The organism is Rhodococcus sp. IEGM 1354, from assembly GCF_030056855.1.
Taxonomy (GTDB): Bacteria; Actinomycetota; Actinomycetes; order Mycobacteriales; family Mycobacteriaceae; genus Rhodococcoides.
Genome location: NZ_JASHKT010000003.1, coordinates 491,799 through 511,898, shown reverse-complemented (window position 1 = coordinate 511,898; position 20,100 = coordinate 491,799). Strand labels below are relative to the sequence as shown.

Genomic DNA, 20,100 nt, shown 5'->3' with positions numbered 1-20,100 from the left:
CCTTCATTCTTCCAGGGTCGAAACGGTGACACCGGTCGCTGTCGCGACGACGATGCTGCGGTCGTCGATAGAGATCCATTCAGGATCGTCGTCGACGGGTTCGGAGGCGATCGTGACCGAATCCTCGGTCTGCAGTACCGACAGCGAATGATGCACCGCCGTGGCATACATGGACGTGCCGTCCGAGAGCAGAAAATTCAGGCGCGCCTTGGGCGACCTGGCCAGAACCTCTCGAACCAGCATGCGCAATGCCGACTCGGGATCGTGTGTGCGCAACAGGTTTCGCAACACGATCCACAATCCAGCGGCGTCGGTAGGGGCCGGCAGCATCAACGCATCGGTCGGCGGAATCTCCGACCACAGCTCCGCCAACGATTCCGGCCAACCGAACACGACGCCGTTGTGGCTGAATGCCCATCGCTCGTCGGTGAACGGGGCACAGGCACTGCGTTCGACCGGCATTCCCACGGTGGCCGATCGGACCGCCGCGATCACCGACGTCGACTGCAGTTGCGGCAGAGCATCGTCGACCGCAGGGTCGGTCCAGATGGGCATCGGATTGCGATAGCTGCGTACGGTGTCGTCGCCGTCCCACCAGGCAACGCCGAACCCGTCGGCGTTGATGGTGCCGCCGCCCCGCATGTCGGTGGGCGCGAACGATTGTGTGCGCAGCGAGTTATCGCCCCGGGTCAGCAGTGACCCGACCGAGGTGGTTGCTCCGAGGTACCCGAGATGACGGCACATTCAGTGCGACTCGACGTCGCGGGCCAACCGGAACCCACTGAAGATCTGCCGACGAATCGGGTGATCCCAATTTCGGAACGTCCCGCGGCAAGCCACCTCGTCGGTGCCGAAAGAGCCGCCGCGCAACACCTTGTAATCGCCGCGCAGAAACACCTCCGAGTACTCGGCATACGGGAATGCCTCGAATCCCGGGTACGCCTCGAAACCCGAGGACGTCCACTCCCACACGTCACCGATGAGCTGATGGACCCCGGCCGAGGACACACCCTGCGGATACGCCCCCACATCGGCCGGTTCGAGATGTCGCTGATTCAGATTGGCATGTGCTGCAGTGGGTTCGGCGTCTCCCCAGGGATAGGCGCGGGAGGTGTTCGACGCCGCGTCGTACCGCGCGGCCTTCTCCCATTCCGCTTCCGTCGGTAGCCGCTTGCCTGCCCAGCGCGCGTAGGCGTCGGCCTCGAACCAGCACACGTGCACGACGGGTTGCTGCGGACGCACCGGCCTGCGCACCCCGAAGCTCCGACGCCACCAGGTGCCGTCGGAATCGGACTCCCAGAACTGCGGGGCGGTGAGCTGCGCGTCGACGCGGTGCGCCCACCCCTTCTCCGTCCACAACTCGGGGCGCTCGTAGCCACCGTCGGCGATGAAGTTCATGTACTGCGCGTTGGTGATCGGGGCCCGGTCGATGGCGAAGGTCGGCACGTGCACGGCGTGTGCAGGCCGCTCGTTGTCCAACGCCCACGGGTCGAGCGACGTCCCCATCGAGAACGGCCCACCGGCAATGATGGCTTCCCCCGCCACCGGCATCGTGGACGTCGGCGGTGCGGGAGAAGTGAGAACGGCTGGGCCGGAACGTAACTGGTGGGTTGCGAGCATGGTTTCGTCGTGCTGCTGCTCGTGCTGGGCGATCATTCCGAACGCGAACCCGTGCTTCTCGACCGGCCGACCCTCGAACGTGCTGTGCTCCAACACGTCCCAGGCCTTGTCCCGCACGGTATGCACGTAGGCGCGCGCTTCCTCGGGCGTCAGGAGCGGCAGGGACGTTCGCGACGAACGCGAGTGCTTGAACGCGTCGTACAACTCGTCGATGTCCGGCCGCACCGGATCGCGGCCGCCGACATCGCGCACGAGCCAGAGTTCTTCCTGACTGCCGATGTGTGCCAGGTCCCAGATCAGCGGACTCATCAACGGCGAATGCTGAGCCATCAGTTCGGTTTCGTCCACGCACTCGGTGAGCGCGGCGCTGCGGGACCGGCTCCGAGTCAGCACGGTCTCGATCCTGGTCCTGAGTTCTTCGGCGCTCACACCGATTCCTTTCGGCTCTGCGATGTCGGCGACACCGCATCGAATTCGTGGGGCGAAATACCGGCGCGACATCTCCGAGATGCCGCACGCAACTGCTGGGAGAACTCTCCTCCCGCGGATGATGCGAGATCGAGCACTTCGCTTGCGGCCCTGCGCAGCTCGCCATCGGCCAGGCCTGCACGGGCCGCACCGAGCCACCGACCAGCTGTGCCTGCGCCGAGTTCGGTGGCCTGGGAAACCAGATCGGGAGTGGACAACAGCGCCTCGAACGCGGCGGCCGGTATCACCCATTGACCGTCGGGTTGCGCGTCGAGGTAACGGATTTCGAGGTGGCCGCAGGCTCGGACATGCGGGAACAGCGTCGTCAGGTGGTAATCGAGATCGGCGTAGGTTGCCGGACGACCGACAACGCTCGGATCGTCGAGCCACTGCGCAAAAGGGATGCCGGACGGCGCTTCCCAGTTCTGGGTGGTTCCCCGAATACAGAGGAGCGGAACGTCGAGTGCCCACCGGGCGTAATCGGCGATCGGATCGCCCGTGTTCGGTACCGTGGTCCGGCTGGAATCGAGTTCGAGCCAGGTCCGCATTCGCTGCGATGCCCACGCACCCGTCGGTGCCCCGGCGAGTTCGGGAGAGCGCGCGAACGCGGCGACGAAGGCCGGGCCGATGGCGTGCAGCATCTGCCATCGCGAAGTGACCTCGGCCCGATCACGTCCGGCATCGACACTGACCTGGGTGGCGGCGGTGTTGCACATCATCAGCTTGCCGAAGGGACCGATGGTGGTGAAGCGGTTTTCCATCGCGCAGTAGCGCGGTAAGACCAGTAGTCGTTCGGGATCTCGGACGGCGTCGGCGGGAACTGCGCTGATGGCGATGCCGTCGCGACCGAGCATGTCGTGCAACAGTCGGGCATCGGCGTCGAGCAGCGGTTCGAGCTGGGAAACGGAAATAGATGGCGAACTGGACAATTCGACTTGGCCGCCCGGTTCGACGGTGACGATACTTCCGCCCGGCAACGTCAGGGCGGGTGACTCGGGAGCGATACTGCGCGGGGAGTGATCACCGAGCGCAGCGGCCAAAGCTGACAGGGAGGGCCGCGAACCGTCGTCGAGGGCGGTGAGCCATTCGAGTTCGGCACCGATGAGCGACGGTGGCCCCAGCTTGAAACACACCTTCGACACATATGCCTCGATGGCTGGGCGCGTGCTCAGCTCGAGGGACTTCTCGTTGGAGGACACATTTCCTTCTTTCCCACTCACCGCGATCCGACTACGCAATGTACCCAGCTGCCAGGATCGAAAACGCCGAGATCCCGCGTCGTATCGAGGCTACCGATTGTGGAACCCTGATGCCCGAGAGTTCGCTACCGGAAGGACTATCGATGCTCGATCACGACCGCATTCGCCGCGACACCCCTGGTGCGTCGGGCCGGGTATTTCTCGACAGCGCCGGCTCCTCACTGCCGCCCACCGTCGTCGTCGACACCGCGATCGCCCATCTGCGCCGCGAGGCGGAGATCGGCGGGTACCGGGCCGCGAGCGAACGCCTCGACGATCTCGCGGCGGTCAAGGCATCGATCGGAACCCTGATCGGGGCACCGGCGTCGACCATCGCTCTGAGCGATTCCGCCACTCGTGCCTGGACCGACTTCTTCTACTCGGTGCCGTTGTCGGCCGGGGATCGAATCCTGCTGTGCGAGGCCGAATACGCCAGCAACGCCATTTCCGCGCTGCACCGCGCCGAGGTCTCCGGGGCCACGGTCGAGGTGATTCCGAGCGACGCGTCGGGGTGCATCGACATCGACGCACTCGAGCAGATGCTCGACGACCGGGTCCGGGTGGTGTCGGTCGTGCACGCGCCCACCAACGGAGGCTTGATCAACCCGGCCCGCGCGGTGGCCGATCTCGTCCATCGGCACGGTGCCCTCGTCCTGCTCGACGCGTGTCAGTCCATCGGCCAGCTGCGGGTGGACGTGGACGAACTCGGCGTCGATGCGCTGTCGGCCACCGGTCGCAAGTGGCTACGCGGGCCCCGAGGTACCGGGTTCCTGTACCTGCGTCCGGAATTGGCCGCGAGCTTGCATCCACCGGCTCTCGATCTGCACAGCGCGCAGTGGGAGGACTCGTCCACCTACCGGATGGCCGACGACGCAACACGTTTCGAGTTCTGGGAATGCGACGTCGCAGCCCGCCTCGCCCTCGGCGCGGCCGTCGACTATCTACTCGAACTGGGCATCGACGACGTCGCGGACGCCATCTCCGAGCGCGCCGAGTACCTCCGTGCCGGCATGCGACGCATTCCCGGGGTCACCGTCCACGATCTCGGTGACCGCAAGAGCGGCATCGTCTCGTTCACCGTGGACGGTGAGGAGCCGGTGGCCGTCCGCGACCGACTTGCCGACCGAAACGTGACGGTCACGGTGAGCCATCGCGGTTCCACTCGACTGGACATGACAGGCCGGGGACTCGACGCCGTTGTCCGTGCATCCCCGCACTACTTCGTCACCTTCACCGAGCTGGACACGATGCTCGCTGCGCTCGCCGGTGTGTGAGCGTGCCCTGCGGTCCGGCCGTGCGCTGAGGTAGGCGGCGACCCCGATCCCCGAGACCGCGAGGCCCGCGATACCGAACCACGTGACCGCGTCGCCGAACATCACGAAAGCCCAGAGCATCGTCGTCGGCGGTGTCAGGTAGAGCAGCACGCTGGCACGAGTCGGACCACTGCGGCGCACGACGAACAGGTACGCGCCGTAAGCGCCGAAGGTCGACAGCACCACCGTCCACGCCACCGCAGCCCAGAAACCCGTCGTCATCGGCGGTACCGCGTCGCCGGCAAGTGCACTCCACGTCATGAAACCGACTGCGCTGATGCCACATTGGATGGCCATGGCCAGCGCGATGGGTTCTTTCGGATCCAGTAGCCGTTGCCCGATCGTTCCGGCCGACAGCGCCATCATGCCCGCGGCGGGAAGGAGATAGACCGGCCAGGCGAGATCGGCACCGGACAGGTCACCGACGACGACGAGCGTCACTCCGGCGATACCGACGACGAGGCCGAGGATTCCTCTCGATCCGACGCGTTCGCCGAAGATCCTGCTCGAGGCGAGCGCGACCACCAGCGGCTGCAAAGCAGCGATCAGGGCGGCGACGCCCGGAGGGACGCCCATGCCGATGCCGGTGATGGTGGCACCGAGGTAGAGGAACTGGCAGAAAAGGCCGAGCACGGCATGAACACGCAGCGCGTGCCACGTCGGGGTGAGTCGTCGCCATCGGCACCACGCGACGAGGAGCACGACTGCCACCAGGTATCTCCATGCCAGCAGCGTGTGGGCCGGAGCTTCGGCGGTGCCGAATTCTGCTCCGATGAAGCCCGAACTCCACAGAATCACCAGAGCCGTACCGGCGAGAACATCGATGCGTGAGGTCATGAGAGCGATGTAAACATACAGGTCTGTATACTCGCAGTGAACCCCACTCCGACCAGCGCTTTCGAAAGGTCGTCATGCACGACAAGCCACTGACCCCCGCAGCGGAACGAATCCTCGCCGTCGCGAGCGAGCTCTTCTACGACCGCGGAATCCGCGCCGTCGGCGTCGACCTGATCGCCGAGGAAGCCGGCACGACCAAGAAGACCCTGTACGACCGCTTCGGCTCCAAGGACGGACTGGTGCAGCGTTACCTGAAGCGGCGATACGAACTCTGGTGTGCGCACGTGACGCAGTACGTCGACTCCCTCGACCAGGGTGAGCAGCGTGTACTCGGGGTCTACGACGCGCTCGTCCTGTGGATGCGCGACAACCACCGCGGCTGTGGATTCGTCAACGCGTTCGCCGAGTTCGGCGGCACCGACAGCCCGGTGCTGGCCATCATCGAGTCGGAGAAAGCGTGGACGCGATCGTTGTTCGCACGCCTGGCCGCCGAAGCCGGCTACCCGGATTCAGAGGAGCTCGGGACTCGGTTGTCACTGCTGCACGAGGGCGCGGTGGTCATGGGAACCGCAGGCCGTCGGGACGACGCCATCGCCGTCGCCCGGTCGGTGGCCGCCGAGTTGCTCGCTGCGCTCGCACGTGAGCGGAAGTTCGTAGCAGGGGTCGAACTTCCGCGCACGTGACCTGGTCGTGTATTGTCTTCCAGGTTGTCTCGGCGAGGGTAGATCCGGCTCATGAGGATCCACCGTTATCGACGCGGCTCGGCCCCGTTGGCCGCGCTCGTTCGTGTCCGCCCCGACGAGTTTGACCGCCCGACGAAGTACGCCGCACGAACCACAGATCACAGTTATCAGGAGCATGTAGCACCATGGCATCGAAGGTAAACAATCTCACCGCACAGGTCCGCACCGAATTCGGCAAGGGTGCCGCACGCCGCGCTCGTCGCGACGGCCTCGTTCCCGCCGTTCTGTACGGACACGCAACCGACCCCCAGCACCTGGCACTCGATGCCCGCGCATTCGCTGCCGTGCTGCGTAACGACGGCACCAACGCTGTGCTCACCCTCGACATCGCCGGCAAGTCGCAGCTGGCTCTGACCAAGTCGATCGTCGTGCACCCGATCCGTCGCAGCATCGAGCATGCCGACCTCCTCGTCCTGAACAAGGGCGAGCGCGTCACCGTCGAGGTCAACATCATCGTCGAGGGCGACGCCGCACCGGGCACCCTCGTCACCACCGACTCGACCGCCGTCGAGATCGAGGCCGACGCACTCGAGATCCCGGAGAACTTCGTCGTCTCCGTCGAGGGTGCTGAGATCGGCACGCAGATCACCGCAGCAGACCTGGATCTGCCGTCCGACGTCACCCTCATCTCCGACGGCGAGACCCTCCTGGTCAACGTCGTCGAGGCACCGTCCGAGGAAGACCTCGAGGCCGACGGCGAGGGCACCGAGCCCATGTCCGAGACCGGCGAGGCCGAGACTCAGGAAGAAGCTGCTTCCGAGGACGAAGACAGCTCCGACGAGAGCTGACCCTCTCCCCTGCATCTCGAGCGGCGCGCTGTTCTCCTCCGGGAGACGGCGCGCCGTTCGTTTCGAACCATCGATGGAAGAATGACGCCCGTGAGCACCGAAAACGGCCCCGCCCTGATAGTCGGGCTCGGCAACCCCGGTCCGCAGTACGACAAGACTCGGCACAACGTCGGCTTCATGGTCGCCGACGCGCTCGCCGGACGCGTCGGCTCGTCGTTCTCCTCGCACAAGAAGTCCAATTCCGACATCGTGCAGGCCCGACTCGACGGCCGTTCGGTCGTCGTCGCGAAGCCGCGAACGTTCATGAACCTCTCGGGCCAGCCGGTGGCGGCGCTGGCTCGCTTCTTCTCCGTCGACCCCGCGAACATCGTGGTGGTACACGACGAACTGGACATCGACTTCGGCGCACTGCGCCTCAAGCTCGGCGGCGGCGAGGGCGGGCACAACGGTCTGCGCTCCATCTCTTCGCACCTCGGCACCAAGGACTACCTGCGGGTCCGCGTGGGCGTCGGACGGCCACCGGGGCGGATGGATCCGGCGTCGTTCGTGCTCAAGCCCTTCTCGACACCCGAACGCAAGGACCTCGGCGTCGTGATCGAAGAAGCCGCCGACGCCGCCGAGCTATTGCTGAAGGTCGGTCTCGAGGCCGCCCAGAATAGGGTGCACCCGCGCTGATCAGTTCAGCAGCGACACCGAATTGGCCCGTCGCAGTTTGCCGCTCGACGTCTTCGGGATGCTGCCCGGCCCCAGGACTGCCACCGTGCGCGGGCGCACTCCCACCTCCGAGTGCACCGCGTGGACCACTTCGCGCTCGATGCGCTTGACCTCGTCGGGATTGTCGATGGCATTCGTTTCGACTGCGACAGCGAAACTTTCACGCTTGTCGCCGGCGTCGAGACGAATCGCGACGGCGTTACCGGGCCGGACTCCCGCGACGGTGCCCGCCGCTCGTTCGATATCGGTGGGATAGATGTTGCGGCCACCCATGATGATGACGTCCTTGACCCGGCCGCAGACGACCACCAGTTCGTCCTCGGTGATGTAGCCGATGTCGCCGGTATCGAGCCAGCCGTCGGCGTCCTGTGTCGACACCGGGCCCTCGACGGTGATGTATCCGGGAGTGACGGCCTTGCCGCGAACCTCGATGATGCCGACGCCGCGCGCGGTGAGCACCTGCCCTTCCTTGTCCACGACGCGACCTTCGAGACCGGGAACGAACTTTCCGAGAGTGGCCAGGGATCGGGTGTTGCCGCGGGTGGACGGGACTGCGCGGCCGAGGGTTTCGAGTAGATCCGCGTCGACGACGTCGATCACCTGTCCCTGCCCCGGGTCCGGAATCGACACGGCGAGAGTCGTTTCCGCCATTCCGTACACTGGCGCGAGGGCCGCGGGATCGAGCCTGTACGGCGCGCCCGCTTCCGCCAGTGCGATCATCGTGTCGGGATCGACGGGTTCGGCACCGTTCCACGCGTAACGCAGCGTGGACAGATCCAGATCCAGATCGTCCTCCGCCTGCCGCAGCCGACGCGCCAGCAGTGAATACGCGAAATTGGGTGCAGCGGTGACTGTTCCGCGGTACTTGTCGATGAGCTTGGCCCACAACAGCGGCGAGCGCAGGAAGTCCAACGGCGTGATGCTGACGACCTCGGCACCCACCTGCATCGGCACCGACAGGAAGCCCACCATGCCCATGTCGTGGAAGAGCGGCAACCAACTGACCATGACGTCGGAATTCACGTCGAACTCGATGCGATCGATCATCGCGTACGCATTGACGTAGAAGTTCTCGTGCGTGATGCGCACAGCCTTGGGCGACCCGGTGGAGCCGGACGTGAGCTGCTGCAGCGCGATGTCGGTCTCGGCCGTCGGCACCGGATCGATGTCGCGACCGGACTTCATGTCGTCGATCTTCAGCACGGTGATGCCGCGCTCCTCGAGCACCGGTGCGGCGATGTCGAACGGGGCTCCCAGAATCACTGCCTTCGCCTCGATCATCCGGACGACGGTTTCGGTGTCCTCGCCCCAAACGGCCAGATCGGTTCGCGGGGTGGGCTGATGCAACATGGTCACCGACGCTCCGCGCATCCACGTGGCCTGGCAGGCAGGCGCGATGTCGACGGGCTGGCCGGCGAGAATCCCGATCGCGTCGCCGTGTTCGACCCCCGCGTCCGCCAGCGCACCCGCCATCCGGCGAGCCTGCTCGTGGATCTCACCCCACGACTGGCGTAACGCCGCCTCGGGCTCCCCGGTGACCAATCCACGCTTGCTGCTGCTTGCGGTCTCGAACATCTCGTCGGTGAACTTGCTCAACGCGTCATCTCCTCGTTCGACGGTCCCTCCGCGTCCCTCACCCTAAGCAATCCCGCGATGACCGGTGACCGTTACCGGCCGCGTATCCTTGACCTTTGCCGTTGCCGTGACTACGAGATAGAGGCCTTCGTGAGTACCCCGCCCAGTTCCCCCGACGTCGATGCAGCACTCGACGGGTCAGGACCGAACTCCGGCCCCGCTCGACACTCGGCCAGGGAACTCGACTTCGAGGTCGCGAGGCGTCGAACATTCGCGGTGATCTCGCACCCCGATGCCGGTAAGTCGACGCTCACCGAGGCCCTCGCCCTGCACGCCCGCGTCATCTCCGAGGCCGGTGCCATTCACGGCAAGGCCGGTCGCCGCTCCACCGTCTCGGACTGGATGGAGATGGAGAAGGCGCGCGGCATTTCGGTGAGTTCGACTGCGCTGCAGTTCAATTACCAGACGTCCCCCGACGCCGAGGTCACCAACGTGATCAACCTCGTCGACACCCCCGGGCACGCCGATTTCTCCGAGGACACCTACCGCGTCCTGACGGCAGTCGACGCGGCCGTCATGCTCATCGACGCCGCGAAGGGCCTCGAGCCGCAAACCCTCAAACTGTTCCAGGTGTGCCGCCAGTTCGGGATCCCGGTCATCACCGTCATCAACAAGTGGGACCGCCCGGGTCAGTCCCCGCTCGAACTGCTCGACGAGATCGAGTCACGTATCGGCCTGACCCCAACTCCCCTGTACTGGCCCGTCGGAATTGCAGGTGACTTCCGCGGCCTGCTCGATGTGCAGGACGGTAGCTACATCCGCTTCACTCGAACTGCGGGTGGTGCCACCATCGCGCCAGAAGAATTCATGACGGCCGAGGCCGCCGCGCAGCGCGAGGGCGTCGACTGGGACACCGCCGTCGAGGAGAGCGATCTGCTGATCTCGAGCGGCCAGCAACACGACCAGGAGATGTTCCTCGCCGGACAGACGTCGCCGGTGATCTTCGGCTCGGCGATGCTGAACTTCGGCGTGCGCCAGATCCTCGACACCCTGGTGGCGCTTGCCCCCGCACCCGGCCCCCGTGCCGACGTCTCCGACGGGGTGCGCGCGGTGACGGATCCCTTCAGTGCCGTCGTGTTCAAGGTGCAGGCCGGCATGGACACCGCGCACCGGGACCGCCTGGCCTTCATGCGCGTGGTCTCGGGTGTGTTCGAGCGCGGCATGGTCGTTACGCACGCACAGACCAAGAAGCCGTTCACCACCAAATACGCACTCACCGTCTTCGGGCGTGACCGGACGACAGTCGAGAACGCCTACCCCGGCGACATCGTCGGTCTGGTCAACGCCACCGCGCTCGCGCCCGGCCACACGCTCTACACCGACAAGAAGGTCGAATTCCCACCCATCCCGTCGTTCGCACCCGAGCACTTCTCGGCACTGCGCGTCGACAGCGCCGACAAGTACAAGAAGTTCCGCCGAGCCGTCGAGCAACTCGACTCCGAAGGTGTGGTTCAGGTGCTGCGCAACGACATTCGCGGCGACGCCTCCCCGGTTCTCGCGGCCGTCGGTCCGATGCAGTTCGAGGTGGTCACCGCACGAATGAAGACCGAATTCGGCGTCGACGCACGCATGGAACCCTTGGGCTACTCGCTCGCTCGGCGCACCGACGCGGCGTCGGCCGTCGAATTGGGTCGCCAACGCGGCGTCGAGATCTTCACCCGGACCGACGGTGCGCTACTGGCCCTCGTCAGCGACAAGTGGCGACTGCAGTACATCCAGAAGGAGATGCCCGAGCTGACCCTCGAGCCCCTCGTCGCCGCAGGCGATCAGTAGCCTGTCGCGGTGCTGACAGATCTGCTCGATGCCGAATTCAGCGTGCTGGGCCACCCGGTGCTGTGGCGCGAGGTGATCGGAAACGGCTTCGGACTGCTCTCCGCGGTCGGCGGGATGCGTCGAGTCGTGTGGGCGTGGCCGGTGGGGATCATCGGTAATGCGCTGCTGTTCACCGTCTTCATGGGCGGGGTGTTCCACACTCCGCAGGCACTCGATCTGTACGGACAAGCCGGACGGCAGCTGATGTTCATCGCCGTCAGCGCCTACGGGCTGGCTCGGTGGATGCGCGGTTCCAAGAACTCGGGGGCCGCCGTCGTTCCGCGCTGGGGCACCGCCCGCGAGCGACTCGTGATGATCACCGTCGCAATCGTCGGAACGATCGTGTTCGCGCAGCTGTTCGGGTACCTCGGTTCGTTCGGCAAGTGGGCCGATGCATGGATCTTCACCGGATCGATGCTGGCGACGTTCGGGATGGCCCGCGGGCTCACCGAATTCTGGCTCATCTGGATCGCGGTGGACATCGTGGGCGTCCCGCTGCTGGTGATAGCCGGTTTTTACCCGTCCGCCGTCCTCTACTTGGTATATGCCGGGTTTGTGACCTGGGGTTTCGTGGTGTGGTTCAGGATCCAGAACAAGCCTTTGGACCAAAAAATGGCGATCTAAACAATCGTGATGCTACTCTCAGGCGGTCCGAACAAACTTCGAGTACGTTTTGCGTGCTCGACGCCGAGTTGGGCGTCATGTGAGTTCTCCGATCATGGCGTCTCGGCGCGGAACCACCCGAGAATCACGATGAAGTGGAAAACGACATGACTAAGGGAACGAACTACCCATTGGCCGGTATCAAGGTCGGTGGCGCTCCCGCGCATCGTTTGGCGACGCCGCCGAAGTCCGATTCCACTCCGTCCAACGGTGCCCGCACCGACAGTTCGGTAGCTGCACCCGCCGAGAAGGCGGCCGAAACCACCACCGATTTCCCGGCGGCAGTGGTCACGTCCACCGACACGGTATCCGCTCCACAGCCCGCAGCATCAGAGAAGCCCGCCACGGAATCGAACGAGGTTGAAGTGACCACCAGCGATCAGATCTCAGAACACGGCCTGCCCACCAACGGCCGTTCCACCGCTCACGCCTCCAGCGGCAGCACGTCGCCGTCTCTCGGCCGCGGCCAGGCACCCGACCGTCGCACCGCCATGGGCGTCGCGTCGGTACGTATCGCGGGTCGGCTGACCCAGAACGAACTCGGCAGCCGCACCGGCGACATCCGCACCCCCGACACCTCCGTCGGTCCCGACGAGCTGCTTCAGCTCCTCGGCGAATACCTCGTCTCCGGTGGTCTGCAGAACCCGGAGATCCACGTGCGTTCCAACGGCCAGACCATCGTGCTGGACCTGCAGAACCCCGCCAAGGGTTACCGCTGAACCCCTGACGGTCACAGCAGCTGCTGGAAGGCCTCTGGTCGCACCATCTCGAGCACCAGAGGCTTCCACTGCGGCGCGCGGTCCTTGTCGACCAGCACTGCGCGCACCCCCTCGGCGAAGTCCGGTTCCGTGATGATCCATGTCGCCAGCCGCAACTCGCGATCGAGGCACTCCCGCAACGAACTGTCCGCCGCCCGCTCGATCAGGGCATCGGTGGCCATCAGGGACGTCGGCGACAGCGTCGCCAGCTGAGTCTTCGTGGTGCGAGACCACGCGGTATCGCACTCCAGTGCATCGATGACGTCGACGAGCGAGGTCTTCTCGAACACCGTGGCCACCCCCTTCGCGTCGAACGACAATTCCGTCGTCGGCGGCGGGGTCGCGTATCGCTCCAGCGCTTCACCGAGATCGGTGCCGCCGAGAATGTCGTCCTTCAGCGCCTGGACGGATTCGCTGGGACAGAAGTGTGTTGCCAAACCCAGTGCCACAGCGTCGGATCCGGTGATCCGGGTACCCGTCAGTGCCAGATATCGCCCGATGTGATCGGGCAACCGGGACAGGAAATAGCTCGAACCCACATCGGGAACGAATCCGATCGCCGTCTCCGGCATCGCCAGAACAGCGTTCTCGGTCACGATTCGAACGCTGCCGTGAACCGAGATACCGAGCCCTCCCCCGAACGCCGCGGCCTCGATGACCGCCACATACGGCTTCGGGTACGTCGCAATGATCTCGTCCAGGTCGTACTCGGCAGAGAAGTAACGCGGCCCGGCGTGGTGGTCACCGTCGATCACGGCCTGCCTGATGGCCTTGATGTCGCCGCCGGCGCAGAACGCGCGCGGTGAACTGCTGGTCACCAGAACCGAACCGACGGCGTCGTCGTCCCGCCACGCATCGAGTGCCGCGCGAATGCCGTCGATCATGGCCTCGTTCAACGAGTTCAGGGCCTCCGGCCGGTTCAGGACGATATGCCCGACACCACCGACAACCTCGGCTTCGACTACGGCCACTGCGGACTCCCTTTCCCCTGCTTCGATCGACGCGTAACAGTAGCGCTATTCGCGTGATTCGATCGAGCGCGGCCGCGCGTCGGAAGGGATGTCGGCGGGACGGCACTCGCGCTCCTCCGCAGTGAACCATCCGCGATACAAGAACAATTGGCCGAGCACCGGGCTCTTGACTTCGATCTCGATGCGATGGCGTTCCTCTGCAGCGTCCCACCACTCCCGGCCGATCGTGACCGCAGAGGCCACCTTCGGCAACTTCGGTGCAATGGGACCGAGCAGAAACCTCGGCACCTCGCTCTCGAGCACCAACCCACCGTCGGAGTCGACCGCACACGTGGTGTGCACCACCATGTCCGACGAGAAACCCAGGTAGTCGAGCGCATACGCGTCGGATTCGGCGGACGACACCATCACAGAATTCATCCCCTGCGGACGCGCGGCGAACGCGAAGCGGCGCACGAAAGACATTGTCTCGCGGCCCAATTCGTCCACGTACGCATAGTTGGCGATGGTGAAGGGCACATCCTTTCCCACCCCGGCAGGAAACAGGCCTCGCTTACGGCCGGCCCACAGCAGCGGCGGCGGAACGAGACGAGAATGAGTCATCTCCTCCATCACACCGACCCCGAACTGAGCCCGATGATCCGAGGACTGCAAACCGAAACGCCATTGGACCTTGGGATGCAGACGAGCGAAATCCGAACCCATCACTTCTGCGACGACCGATGCCATGACCACAGTATGCGCTGCGCGCATGTGCATGAAACTTCGTAGCAGGTTACGAGCCAGGAGTGGAGCCTGCGGAACGACCCACTACTCAGCCACTCACATGGGCGAAGCCCTCTACTCCAACTCGGCGGCCAGTTCCATCCAGCGTTCCTCGGCGACGTCCTTGTCGGCGAGAACCTGCTTGAGTTCGGTGTCGAGGGCCACGAGCTTGTCCGGAGCAGTGGCAGCCTCGGCGAGTTCGGCGTGCAGTTCGGTCTCCCGCTTCGACAGGCGAATGACGAGCTTCTCGAGCTTGCTGAGTTCCTTACGGGCAGCGCGCTCCGAAGCCGCGTCACGGGTTGCCTTCCGCGGCACCCCGCCGGTGGTCAACGAGTCCGGCGTCGCGTCGGCGGCGAGGACGGCCCGCCTACGCAGGTAGTCCTCGATGCCGCCGGGCAGGTTGGTGAGTTTGCCGTCACCGAACAGTGCCCACGTCGAGTCACAGATGCGCTCGATCAGGTACCGGTCGTGACTGATGACGACGAGCGTGCCGGCCCAGCCGTCCAGGATGTCCTCGAGCTGCTGCAGGGTGTCGATGTCCAGATCGTTGGTCGGCTCGTCGAGCAACAGCACGTTCGGCTCGGCCATCAGGACTCGCGTCAACTGCAGGCGGCGTCGTTCGCCACCGGACAGGTCTCCGACGGGCGTGCGTTGGCGGGCGGGGGTGAAGCCCAGCCGCTCCGCGAGCTGCCCAGCAGAAATCTCCTTGTCGCCCAACGTGATCCGCTCGGCCACTTCCTTGACCGCGTCGAGGACACGCAGCTTCTTGGGTAGGTCGTCCAATTCCTGCTTCAGCCAACCGATCTTTACGGTCTGGCCCTGGATGCGCTTGCCCGCAGCGGGCTGCAGTTCACCGGCGAGCGTGCGCAGCATCGTCGTCTTACCCGAGCCGTTGACGCCGACGAGACCGACGCGCTCGCCGGGAGCCAGACGCCACGTGAAGTCCTTGACCAGCTCACGGCCGTCGGGAGTTTCCAGGCGCGCGTCCTCGAGTTCGATGACGACCTTGCCCAGCCGGCGCTGGGCAAAGGAGGACAGCGCGACGGAGTCACGAGGCGGCGGTACGTCGGCAATCAGTGCCTCGGCGGCCTCGATGCGGTATTTGGGCTTGGACGTTCGCGCGGGAGCACCGCGGCGCAGCCATGCGAGTTCCTTGCGCGCGAGGTTGCGACGCCGCTCCTCCGATGCATCGGCCTGACGGGAGCGCTCTGCACGCGCGAAGACCCAATCGTTGTAGCCACCCTCGTAGGTTTCGATACCACCCCCGACGACCTCCCACGTCTGGTTGGCGACGGTGTCGAGGAACCAGCGATCGTGCGTGACGACCAACAATGCACTTCGACGGCTGACCAGGTGCGCGGCCAGCCACTGCACGCCCTCGACGTCGAGGTGGTTGGTGGGCTCGTCGAGCACCAACAGATCCAGATCCTGAACCAGGGCCGCTGCCAACGCGACTCGTCGACGCTCGCCACCGGAGAGGTTGTCGATCGGCGCGTCGAGTCCGGAGCTACCGGCCGGACCCAGATCGGCAATACCGATGCCCGTCAGAATGTTCCGCACCCGGGAGTCGCCGGCCCACTCGTGCTCGGCCATCCCGAGCGGATCGAGTACCACCTGACCGACCGTCGACCCGGGCGGCAACACACCACGCTGAGTGACGACGGCCATCCGCAGTCCGTTCACTCGGCTGACGCGTCCCGAATCGGGGGGTTCGATGCCGGCGAGAACCTCGAGGGTGGTGGTCTTGCCGCCGCCGTTGAGGCCCACCATGCCGATGCGTTCGCCCTCCTGTACACCGAGGGAGACGCCGTCGAGCAGAGGCTTGACGCCGAAAGACTTACTGACGTTTTCGAGATTGACGAGATTGACCATCAGGAAAAACCATTCGATTCACTAGTGACCACACGAGCACCGGGAACCGGTCCACTCGCAACACGGACGGTGCGGCACACGCCTGCACCGGACAACTCAGCGCTCACCGACACCGCCGCATCGGCGTCGGCGCACAGGAACGCGCAGGTGGGGCCCGAGCCGGACACGATGCCGGCCAACGCACCCGCGGTGACACCTGCTCTCAGCGTGCGACGCAACTGCGGCATCAGCGACACTGCCGCGGCCTGCAGATCGTTGCCCAACAGCGGGGCGAGGGCCCGCGCATCACCCGACGCGAGGGCATGCATCAGATCCTCGGTTCCGCCGAGCCTGGGCGGATCGCCCTTGGCCCGCAACTGATCGAGCTCGCCGTACACGGCCGGGGTCTGCAGACCACCCTTCGCCAATGCCAGAACCCAATGAAAGTTGTTACGCGAGAGCACCGGAAGCAACTTCTCACCGCGGCCGGTACCGACGGCAGTACCGCCGTGCAACGAGAACGGCACATCGCTACCGAGTTCGGCCGCCACCTCGTCGAGCTCGTCACGCGAGAGCTCCAGATGCCACATCGCGTTGAGCGCAACCAACGTCGCGGCAGCATCCGCACTACCGCCCGCCATGCCACCGGCCACCGGAATGCCCTTGTCGATGGTGATCTCCACCGACGGCTCGCGCCCGACCCGACGGCCCAACAGCTCGGCGGCCTTCCAGACCAGGTTCCGCGAATCCGTCGGAACGACCTTCGCGTCGTCGCCGCGCACCCGAACCGACAACGCCTTCGCCGGAACGACCGACAACTCGTCGGAGAGAGACAGCGCCTGGAACACCGTCGTCAACTCGTGAAAGCCGTCGGGACGCAGGTCACCGACCGAAAGATGCAGATTCACCTTCGACGGGGCCCGAACGACAACGGGCGTGGGAACGACAGACAGCACGTTTAACCACAGTAGTGGAGAAACAGGGGCTGGGTTCACCATCGAACCGCTCACCTGGGGGTACTCAATGTCACGTTGAGTGGACTGGAGTGCAGCCTGCGGAACGACCATCGAGCACTTTCGGGTGTCAATGTAACGTTGAGTGGACTTTTCGGGGGTCGATGTCACGTTGAGTGGACTTCGGTGGCGGCAAAAAAGCACAAAGAGGACCGAAGATGTCCGCATTCGGTGGCATTGTGTGGATATGAAGGAAACCTCGGCTCGGCTGTTGCGGCTGTTGTCGCTTCTGCAGACCCGGCGCGATTGGGCGGGTGCAGAGCTGGCGGACCGGCTCGACGTGACGCCTCGGACGCTGCGGCGCGACGTCGACAAGCTGCGCGACATCGGCTACCCGGTCAATGCGACGCCGGGAGTCGGCGGCGGCTATCAGTTGGGGCCGGGTGCCGAGATGCCCCCGCTACTGCTCGACGACGACGAGGCCTTGGCGGTGGCGTTCGGTCTGCAGTCGGCGGCTGGTGGGTCGGTGGCGGGGATCGGGGAGGCGTCGCTGCGTGCGTTGACGAAGCTCAGGCAGGTGATGCCGTCGCGTATCCGGCATCGGCTCGATGCCCTCCGTATCGACGTGGTGGAACAGACGTCGCGGTCTGCGGTGGACGCCTCTGTGCTGTCGACGGTGGCTGCGGTGTGTCACGGGCACGAACGGCTGCGATTCGATTACCGCAAGCACGACGGTTCCGAGTCCCGACGTGAGGTGGAACCCTACAGCCTGGTGCGTGCGGGAGCGCGGTGGTATTTGCTGGGTTGGGATGTGCTGCGCCAGGATTGGCGATCGTATCGAGTGGATCGCCTAATTCCGAAGATTCCGACGGGTCCTCGGTTCACCCCGCGAGAGTTGCCTGCAGGCGGGGCGGCGGCGTTCGTCTCGAAGGGAATCGATCGCGCGTTCACCCAGGTTCAGGCGCGCATTCGCTTGCATGCGCCGATCGAGACGATCGCCCCGATGGTCGACGAGCAATGGGGCGCAATCGAATCCATCGACGACACCTCGTGTGCGGTGGTGCTCTCGGGAGACTCATTACCGTCTATTGCCCGCTGGCTGGCTGCCTTCGACACCGACTTCACCGTGCTCGACCCGCCGGAACTGAAGGAGGAATGCCGCGTGGTCGCCGAGCGGCACGCGAGACTGACCGAGCGATACCTCGCCGCGGTTCACCCTCCGGTAACCGACGCGTGAGTCAATGGGTCCATGACGACCCCACTCGGTTTCGACCCGACCTTCCTGGCCGACATCGACGTTCCGCTGCCGAGTCGGGCAGGCCTGGTGGTTCTTCCGTACACGCATTTCTCGGTGTCGATCGATCCCGTCCGACGCCTGGCGGCGGTCACCGGCGTGAACATCGACGGCGCGAGCCTCAAAGATGTCGAGCGAGGCGATGATTGGCGTCTGGACGAGCGACTTCCGGCGTCGCAGCAGGCGGGTAACGAGTTGTACTCGAACAACGACCTCGACCGTGGACATCTCGTTCGCCGACGAGATCCGGTGTGGGGCGAGCTGTCGGTCGCGACGCGTGCCAATGCGGATACCTTCCACTACACGGTGTGCGCTCCGCAGACGGCCACTCTGAACCAATCGAAAACTCTGTGGCTGGGGCTCGAGGATTACGTACTGGGCCATGCCGAGCAGTACGGGCAACGACTCTCGGTGTTCAGTGGCTGCATCTTCGCCGACGACGATCCGATCTACCGAGGCATTGCCATACCGCGTCGCTTCTTCAAGATTGCCGCATGGTCCCAGGATTCGGCACCGGCATCCACCGGATACGTGCTCGATCAGTCGCCGTCACTCGACCCGATTCTCGACAAGCCGCTTCGGGTCGAGACCGATCCCCCACCGCTCGGCCCGTACCGCACGTATCAGGTTCCGGTAGCAGACATCGCGTCGGCGACCGGCTTGGAGCTGGGAAGTCTCACCGAGGCCGACCGGTACGCACCTGTCGCGGCGGCACGCGCCGAGGCGTCGAAGTGGACCGAACTGACCCGACTGTCGGACATTCACCTGTAAGGACGAGACGTCAGGCCTCGGTAGCCGCCAGGCGAACGAACGCTGCCGCGTCGATCGTTTCGCCGCGGGCCGTGGGATCGATTCCGGCCTCGCGGAGTCTGCGCTCGGCGGCGACGGGTGAACCTGCCCACCCTGCGAGGGCGGCTCGTAATGTCTTGCGGCGCTGGGCGAATGCGGCGTCGATGACGGCGAAGACCGACTTCCGGTGTGCAGTGTCGGTCGGCCACGGCGGCTCGGCGTATCGATCGATGCGCACCAGCCCCGATTCCACTTTGGGAACCGGCCAGAACACCGAACGGCCTACTGCCCCGGCCCGTTTGACGTCCCCGAAGAATCGGGCCTTGACGCTGGGAATGCCGTAGATCTTGCTTCCCGGTACTGCGGCGAGGCGATCGGCGACCTCGGCCTGGACCATCACCACGGCGACTCGAAGGCTGGGTAGCTCCGAGAACAGGTGGATCAGCACCGGCACCGCGACGTTGTACGGCAGGTTCGCCACCAATGCCGTCGGGTGTCCAGGAATGTCCTCGGCCCGTACGCGCAACGCGTCGGCTTCGATGACCGTCAACCGTTCGGCAAGGGTGGGGGCGCGGTCGGCCACTGTGATGGGCAAGCGGGTCGCGAGCTTGGGGTCGATCTCGACCGCGACGACCCCGTCGGCCACATCGAGCAGAGCGAGAGTCAACGATCCGAGGCCGGGACCGACTTCGAGGACGGTGTCCTGAGGTCCGACACCGGCGGAGGCGACGATGCGTCGCACGGTGTTGGCGTCGTGCACGAAGTTCTGGCCGAGTTGTTTGGTGGGTCGCACGTCGAGCTCGGCAGCGAGAGAGCGGACTTCGGCAGGACCGAGCAGAGCCGCAGCTCCCCTCACATGTTCGGACACGGTGCGAACTCTACGGGCGG

18 protein-coding genes and 1 pseudogene are annotated in these 20,100 nt (G+C 65.3%); 9 read left to right on the top strand and 10 right to left on the bottom strand.

Annotated features, from left to right (window positions below; genetic code table 11):
- Positions 1 to 3 precede the first annotated feature (3 nt).
- Genes egtC through egtA form a run of 3 tightly spaced genes read right to left on the bottom strand, consistent with a single transcriptional unit; the run spans position 4 to position 3,287 of the window.
- A complete protein-coding gene (gene egtC / locus QM588_RS09635) occupies positions 4 to 744 on the bottom strand; it encodes an ergothioneine biosynthesis protein EgtC (RefSeq protein ID WP_201009712.1) in 741 nt (246 codons plus the stop codon).
- Positions 745 to 2,049, bottom strand: coding sequence for an ergothioneine biosynthesis protein EgtB (gene egtB, locus QM588_RS09630; RefSeq protein WP_283312799.1), 1,305 nt, complete (start codon positions 2,047 to 2,049; stop codon positions 745 to 747).
- Entirely contained in the window at positions 2,046 to 3,287 is a 1,242-nt protein-coding gene (egtA, locus tag QM588_RS09625; protein ID WP_283312798.1) for an ergothioneine biosynthesis glutamate--cysteine ligase EgtA, read from the bottom strand. Before egtA ends, egtB begins: the two co-directional genes overlap by 4 nt.
- Positions 3,288 to 3,430: 143 nt before the next feature.
- Between egtA and QM588_RS09620 the strand changes: the two genes are divergently transcribed.
- The gene (locus QM588_RS09620) at positions 3,431 to 4,600 is read left to right on the top strand and encodes an aminotransferase class V-fold PLP-dependent enzyme (RefSeq protein WP_283312888.1); all 1,170 of its coding nucleotides are present in this window, start codon (positions 3,431 to 3,433) and stop codon (positions 4,598 to 4,600) included.
- Positions 4,601 to 4,648: 48 nt separating this feature from the next.
- On the opposite strand, the pseudogene QM588_RS09615 reads toward QM588_RS09620, so the two are convergent.
- Positions 4,649 to 5,476 (bottom strand): annotated as a pseudogene (locus QM588_RS09615) (DMT family transporter); the annotation flags it as partial.
- Between the two features lie 74 nt (positions 5,477 to 5,550).
- Between QM588_RS09615 and QM588_RS09610 the strand changes: the two are divergent.
- From QM588_RS09610 to pth, 3 genes are all read left to right on the top strand, one after another.
- Positions 5,551 to 6,159 (top strand): TetR/AcrR family transcriptional regulator, encoded by a 609-nt coding sequence (locus tag QM588_RS09610; protein WP_283312797.1) that lies wholly within the window; start codon positions 5,551 to 5,553, stop codon positions 6,157 to 6,159.
- Between the two features lie 185 nt (positions 6,160 to 6,344).
- A complete protein-coding gene (locus tag QM588_RS09605) occupies positions 6,345 to 7,007 on the top strand; it encodes a 50S ribosomal protein L25/general stress protein Ctc (protein ID WP_283312795.1) in 663 nt (220 codons plus the stop codon).
- An 81-nt stretch (positions 7,008 to 7,088) separates the two neighbouring features.
- Entirely contained in the window at positions 7,089 to 7,682 is a 594-nt protein-coding gene (pth, locus tag QM588_RS09600; protein ID WP_283312794.1) for an aminoacyl-tRNA hydrolase, read from the top strand.
- On the opposite strand, the gene QM588_RS09595 is transcribed toward pth, so the two are convergent.
- The gene (locus QM588_RS09595; protein ID WP_283312793.1) at positions 7,683 to 9,317 is read right to left on the bottom strand and encodes a fatty acyl-AMP ligase; all 1,635 of its coding nucleotides are present in this window, start codon (positions 9,315 to 9,317) and stop codon (positions 7,683 to 7,685) included.
- A gap of 129 nt (positions 9,318 to 9,446) precedes the next feature.
- Between QM588_RS09595 and QM588_RS09590 the strand changes: the two genes are divergently transcribed.
- The 3 genes from QM588_RS09590 (at position 9,447) to QM588_RS09580 (ending at position 12,550) form a co-directional block, all read left to right on the top strand.
- A complete protein-coding gene (locus QM588_RS09590; RefSeq protein WP_027496083.1) occupies positions 9,447 to 11,129 on the top strand; it encodes a peptide chain release factor 3 in 1,683 nt (560 codons plus the stop codon).
- A gap of 9 nt (positions 11,130 to 11,138) precedes the next feature.
- Positions 11,139 to 11,792 (top strand): nicotinamide mononucleotide transporter family protein, encoded by a 654-nt coding sequence (locus QM588_RS09585; RefSeq protein WP_283312792.1) that lies wholly within the window; start codon positions 11,139 to 11,141, stop codon positions 11,790 to 11,792.
- Between the two features lie 146 nt (positions 11,793 to 11,938).
- Positions 11,939 to 12,550: a hypothetical protein gene (locus QM588_RS09580; RefSeq protein ID WP_283312791.1), complete on the top strand. Its 612-nt coding sequence runs from the start codon at positions 11,939 to 11,941 to the stop codon at positions 12,548 to 12,550.
- A gap of 11 nt (positions 12,551 to 12,561) precedes the next feature.
- Here the strand turns inward: QM588_RS09580 and QM588_RS09575 are convergent, their stop codons facing one another.
- From QM588_RS09575 to QM588_RS09560, 4 genes are all read right to left on the bottom strand, one after another.
- Positions 12,562 to 13,560, bottom strand: coding sequence for an enoyl-CoA hydratase/isomerase family protein (locus QM588_RS09575; protein WP_283312790.1), 999 nt, complete (start codon positions 13,558 to 13,560; stop codon positions 12,562 to 12,564).
- A gap of 45 nt (positions 13,561 to 13,605) precedes the next feature.
- Positions 13,606 to 14,289 carry a DUF4166 domain-containing protein gene (locus QM588_RS09570; RefSeq protein WP_032364166.1) on the bottom strand — a complete coding sequence of 228 codons (684 nt, stop codon included), beginning with the start codon at positions 14,287 to 14,289 and terminating at the stop codon, positions 13,606 to 13,608.
- A 111-nt stretch (positions 14,290 to 14,400) separates the two neighbouring features.
- Positions 14,401 to 16,197 (bottom strand): ABC-F family ATP-binding cassette domain-containing protein, encoded by a 1,797-nt coding sequence (locus QM588_RS09565; RefSeq protein WP_027496078.1) that lies wholly within the window; start codon positions 16,195 to 16,197, stop codon positions 14,401 to 14,403.
- Positions 16,197 to 17,132, bottom strand: coding sequence for a 4-(cytidine 5'-diphospho)-2-C-methyl-D-erythritol kinase (locus QM588_RS09560; protein ID WP_032371216.1), 936 nt, complete (start codon positions 17,130 to 17,132; stop codon positions 16,197 to 16,199). The genes QM588_RS09565 and QM588_RS09560 overlap by 1 nt, the downstream gene beginning before the upstream one ends.
- A 244-nt stretch (positions 17,133 to 17,376) precedes the next feature.
- Here QM588_RS09560 and QM588_RS09555 point away from each other — a divergent pair, with 244 nt between their 5' ends.
- On the top strand, positions 17,377 to 18,366 hold the full coding sequence (locus tag QM588_RS09555; RefSeq protein WP_283312788.1) for a helix-turn-helix transcriptional regulator: 990 nt from the start codon (positions 17,377 to 17,379) through the stop codon (positions 18,364 to 18,366).
- 12 nt (positions 18,367 to 18,378) lie between these two features.
- The gene (locus QM588_RS09550; RefSeq protein ID WP_283312787.1) at positions 18,379 to 19,194 is read left to right on the top strand and encodes a DNA/RNA non-specific endonuclease; all 816 of its coding nucleotides are present in this window, start codon (positions 18,379 to 18,381) and stop codon (positions 19,192 to 19,194) included.
- 10 nt (positions 19,195 to 19,204) lie between these two features.
- Here the strand turns inward: QM588_RS09550 and rsmA are convergent, their stop codons facing one another.
- Positions 19,205 to 20,080: a 16S rRNA (adenine(1518)-N(6)/adenine(1519)-N(6))-dimethyltransferase RsmA gene (rsmA, locus tag QM588_RS09545; RefSeq protein ID WP_032390826.1), complete on the bottom strand. Its 876-nt coding sequence runs from the start codon at positions 20,078 to 20,080 to the stop codon at positions 19,205 to 19,207.
- Between the last annotated feature and the right edge of the window lie 20 nt (positions 20,081 to 20,100).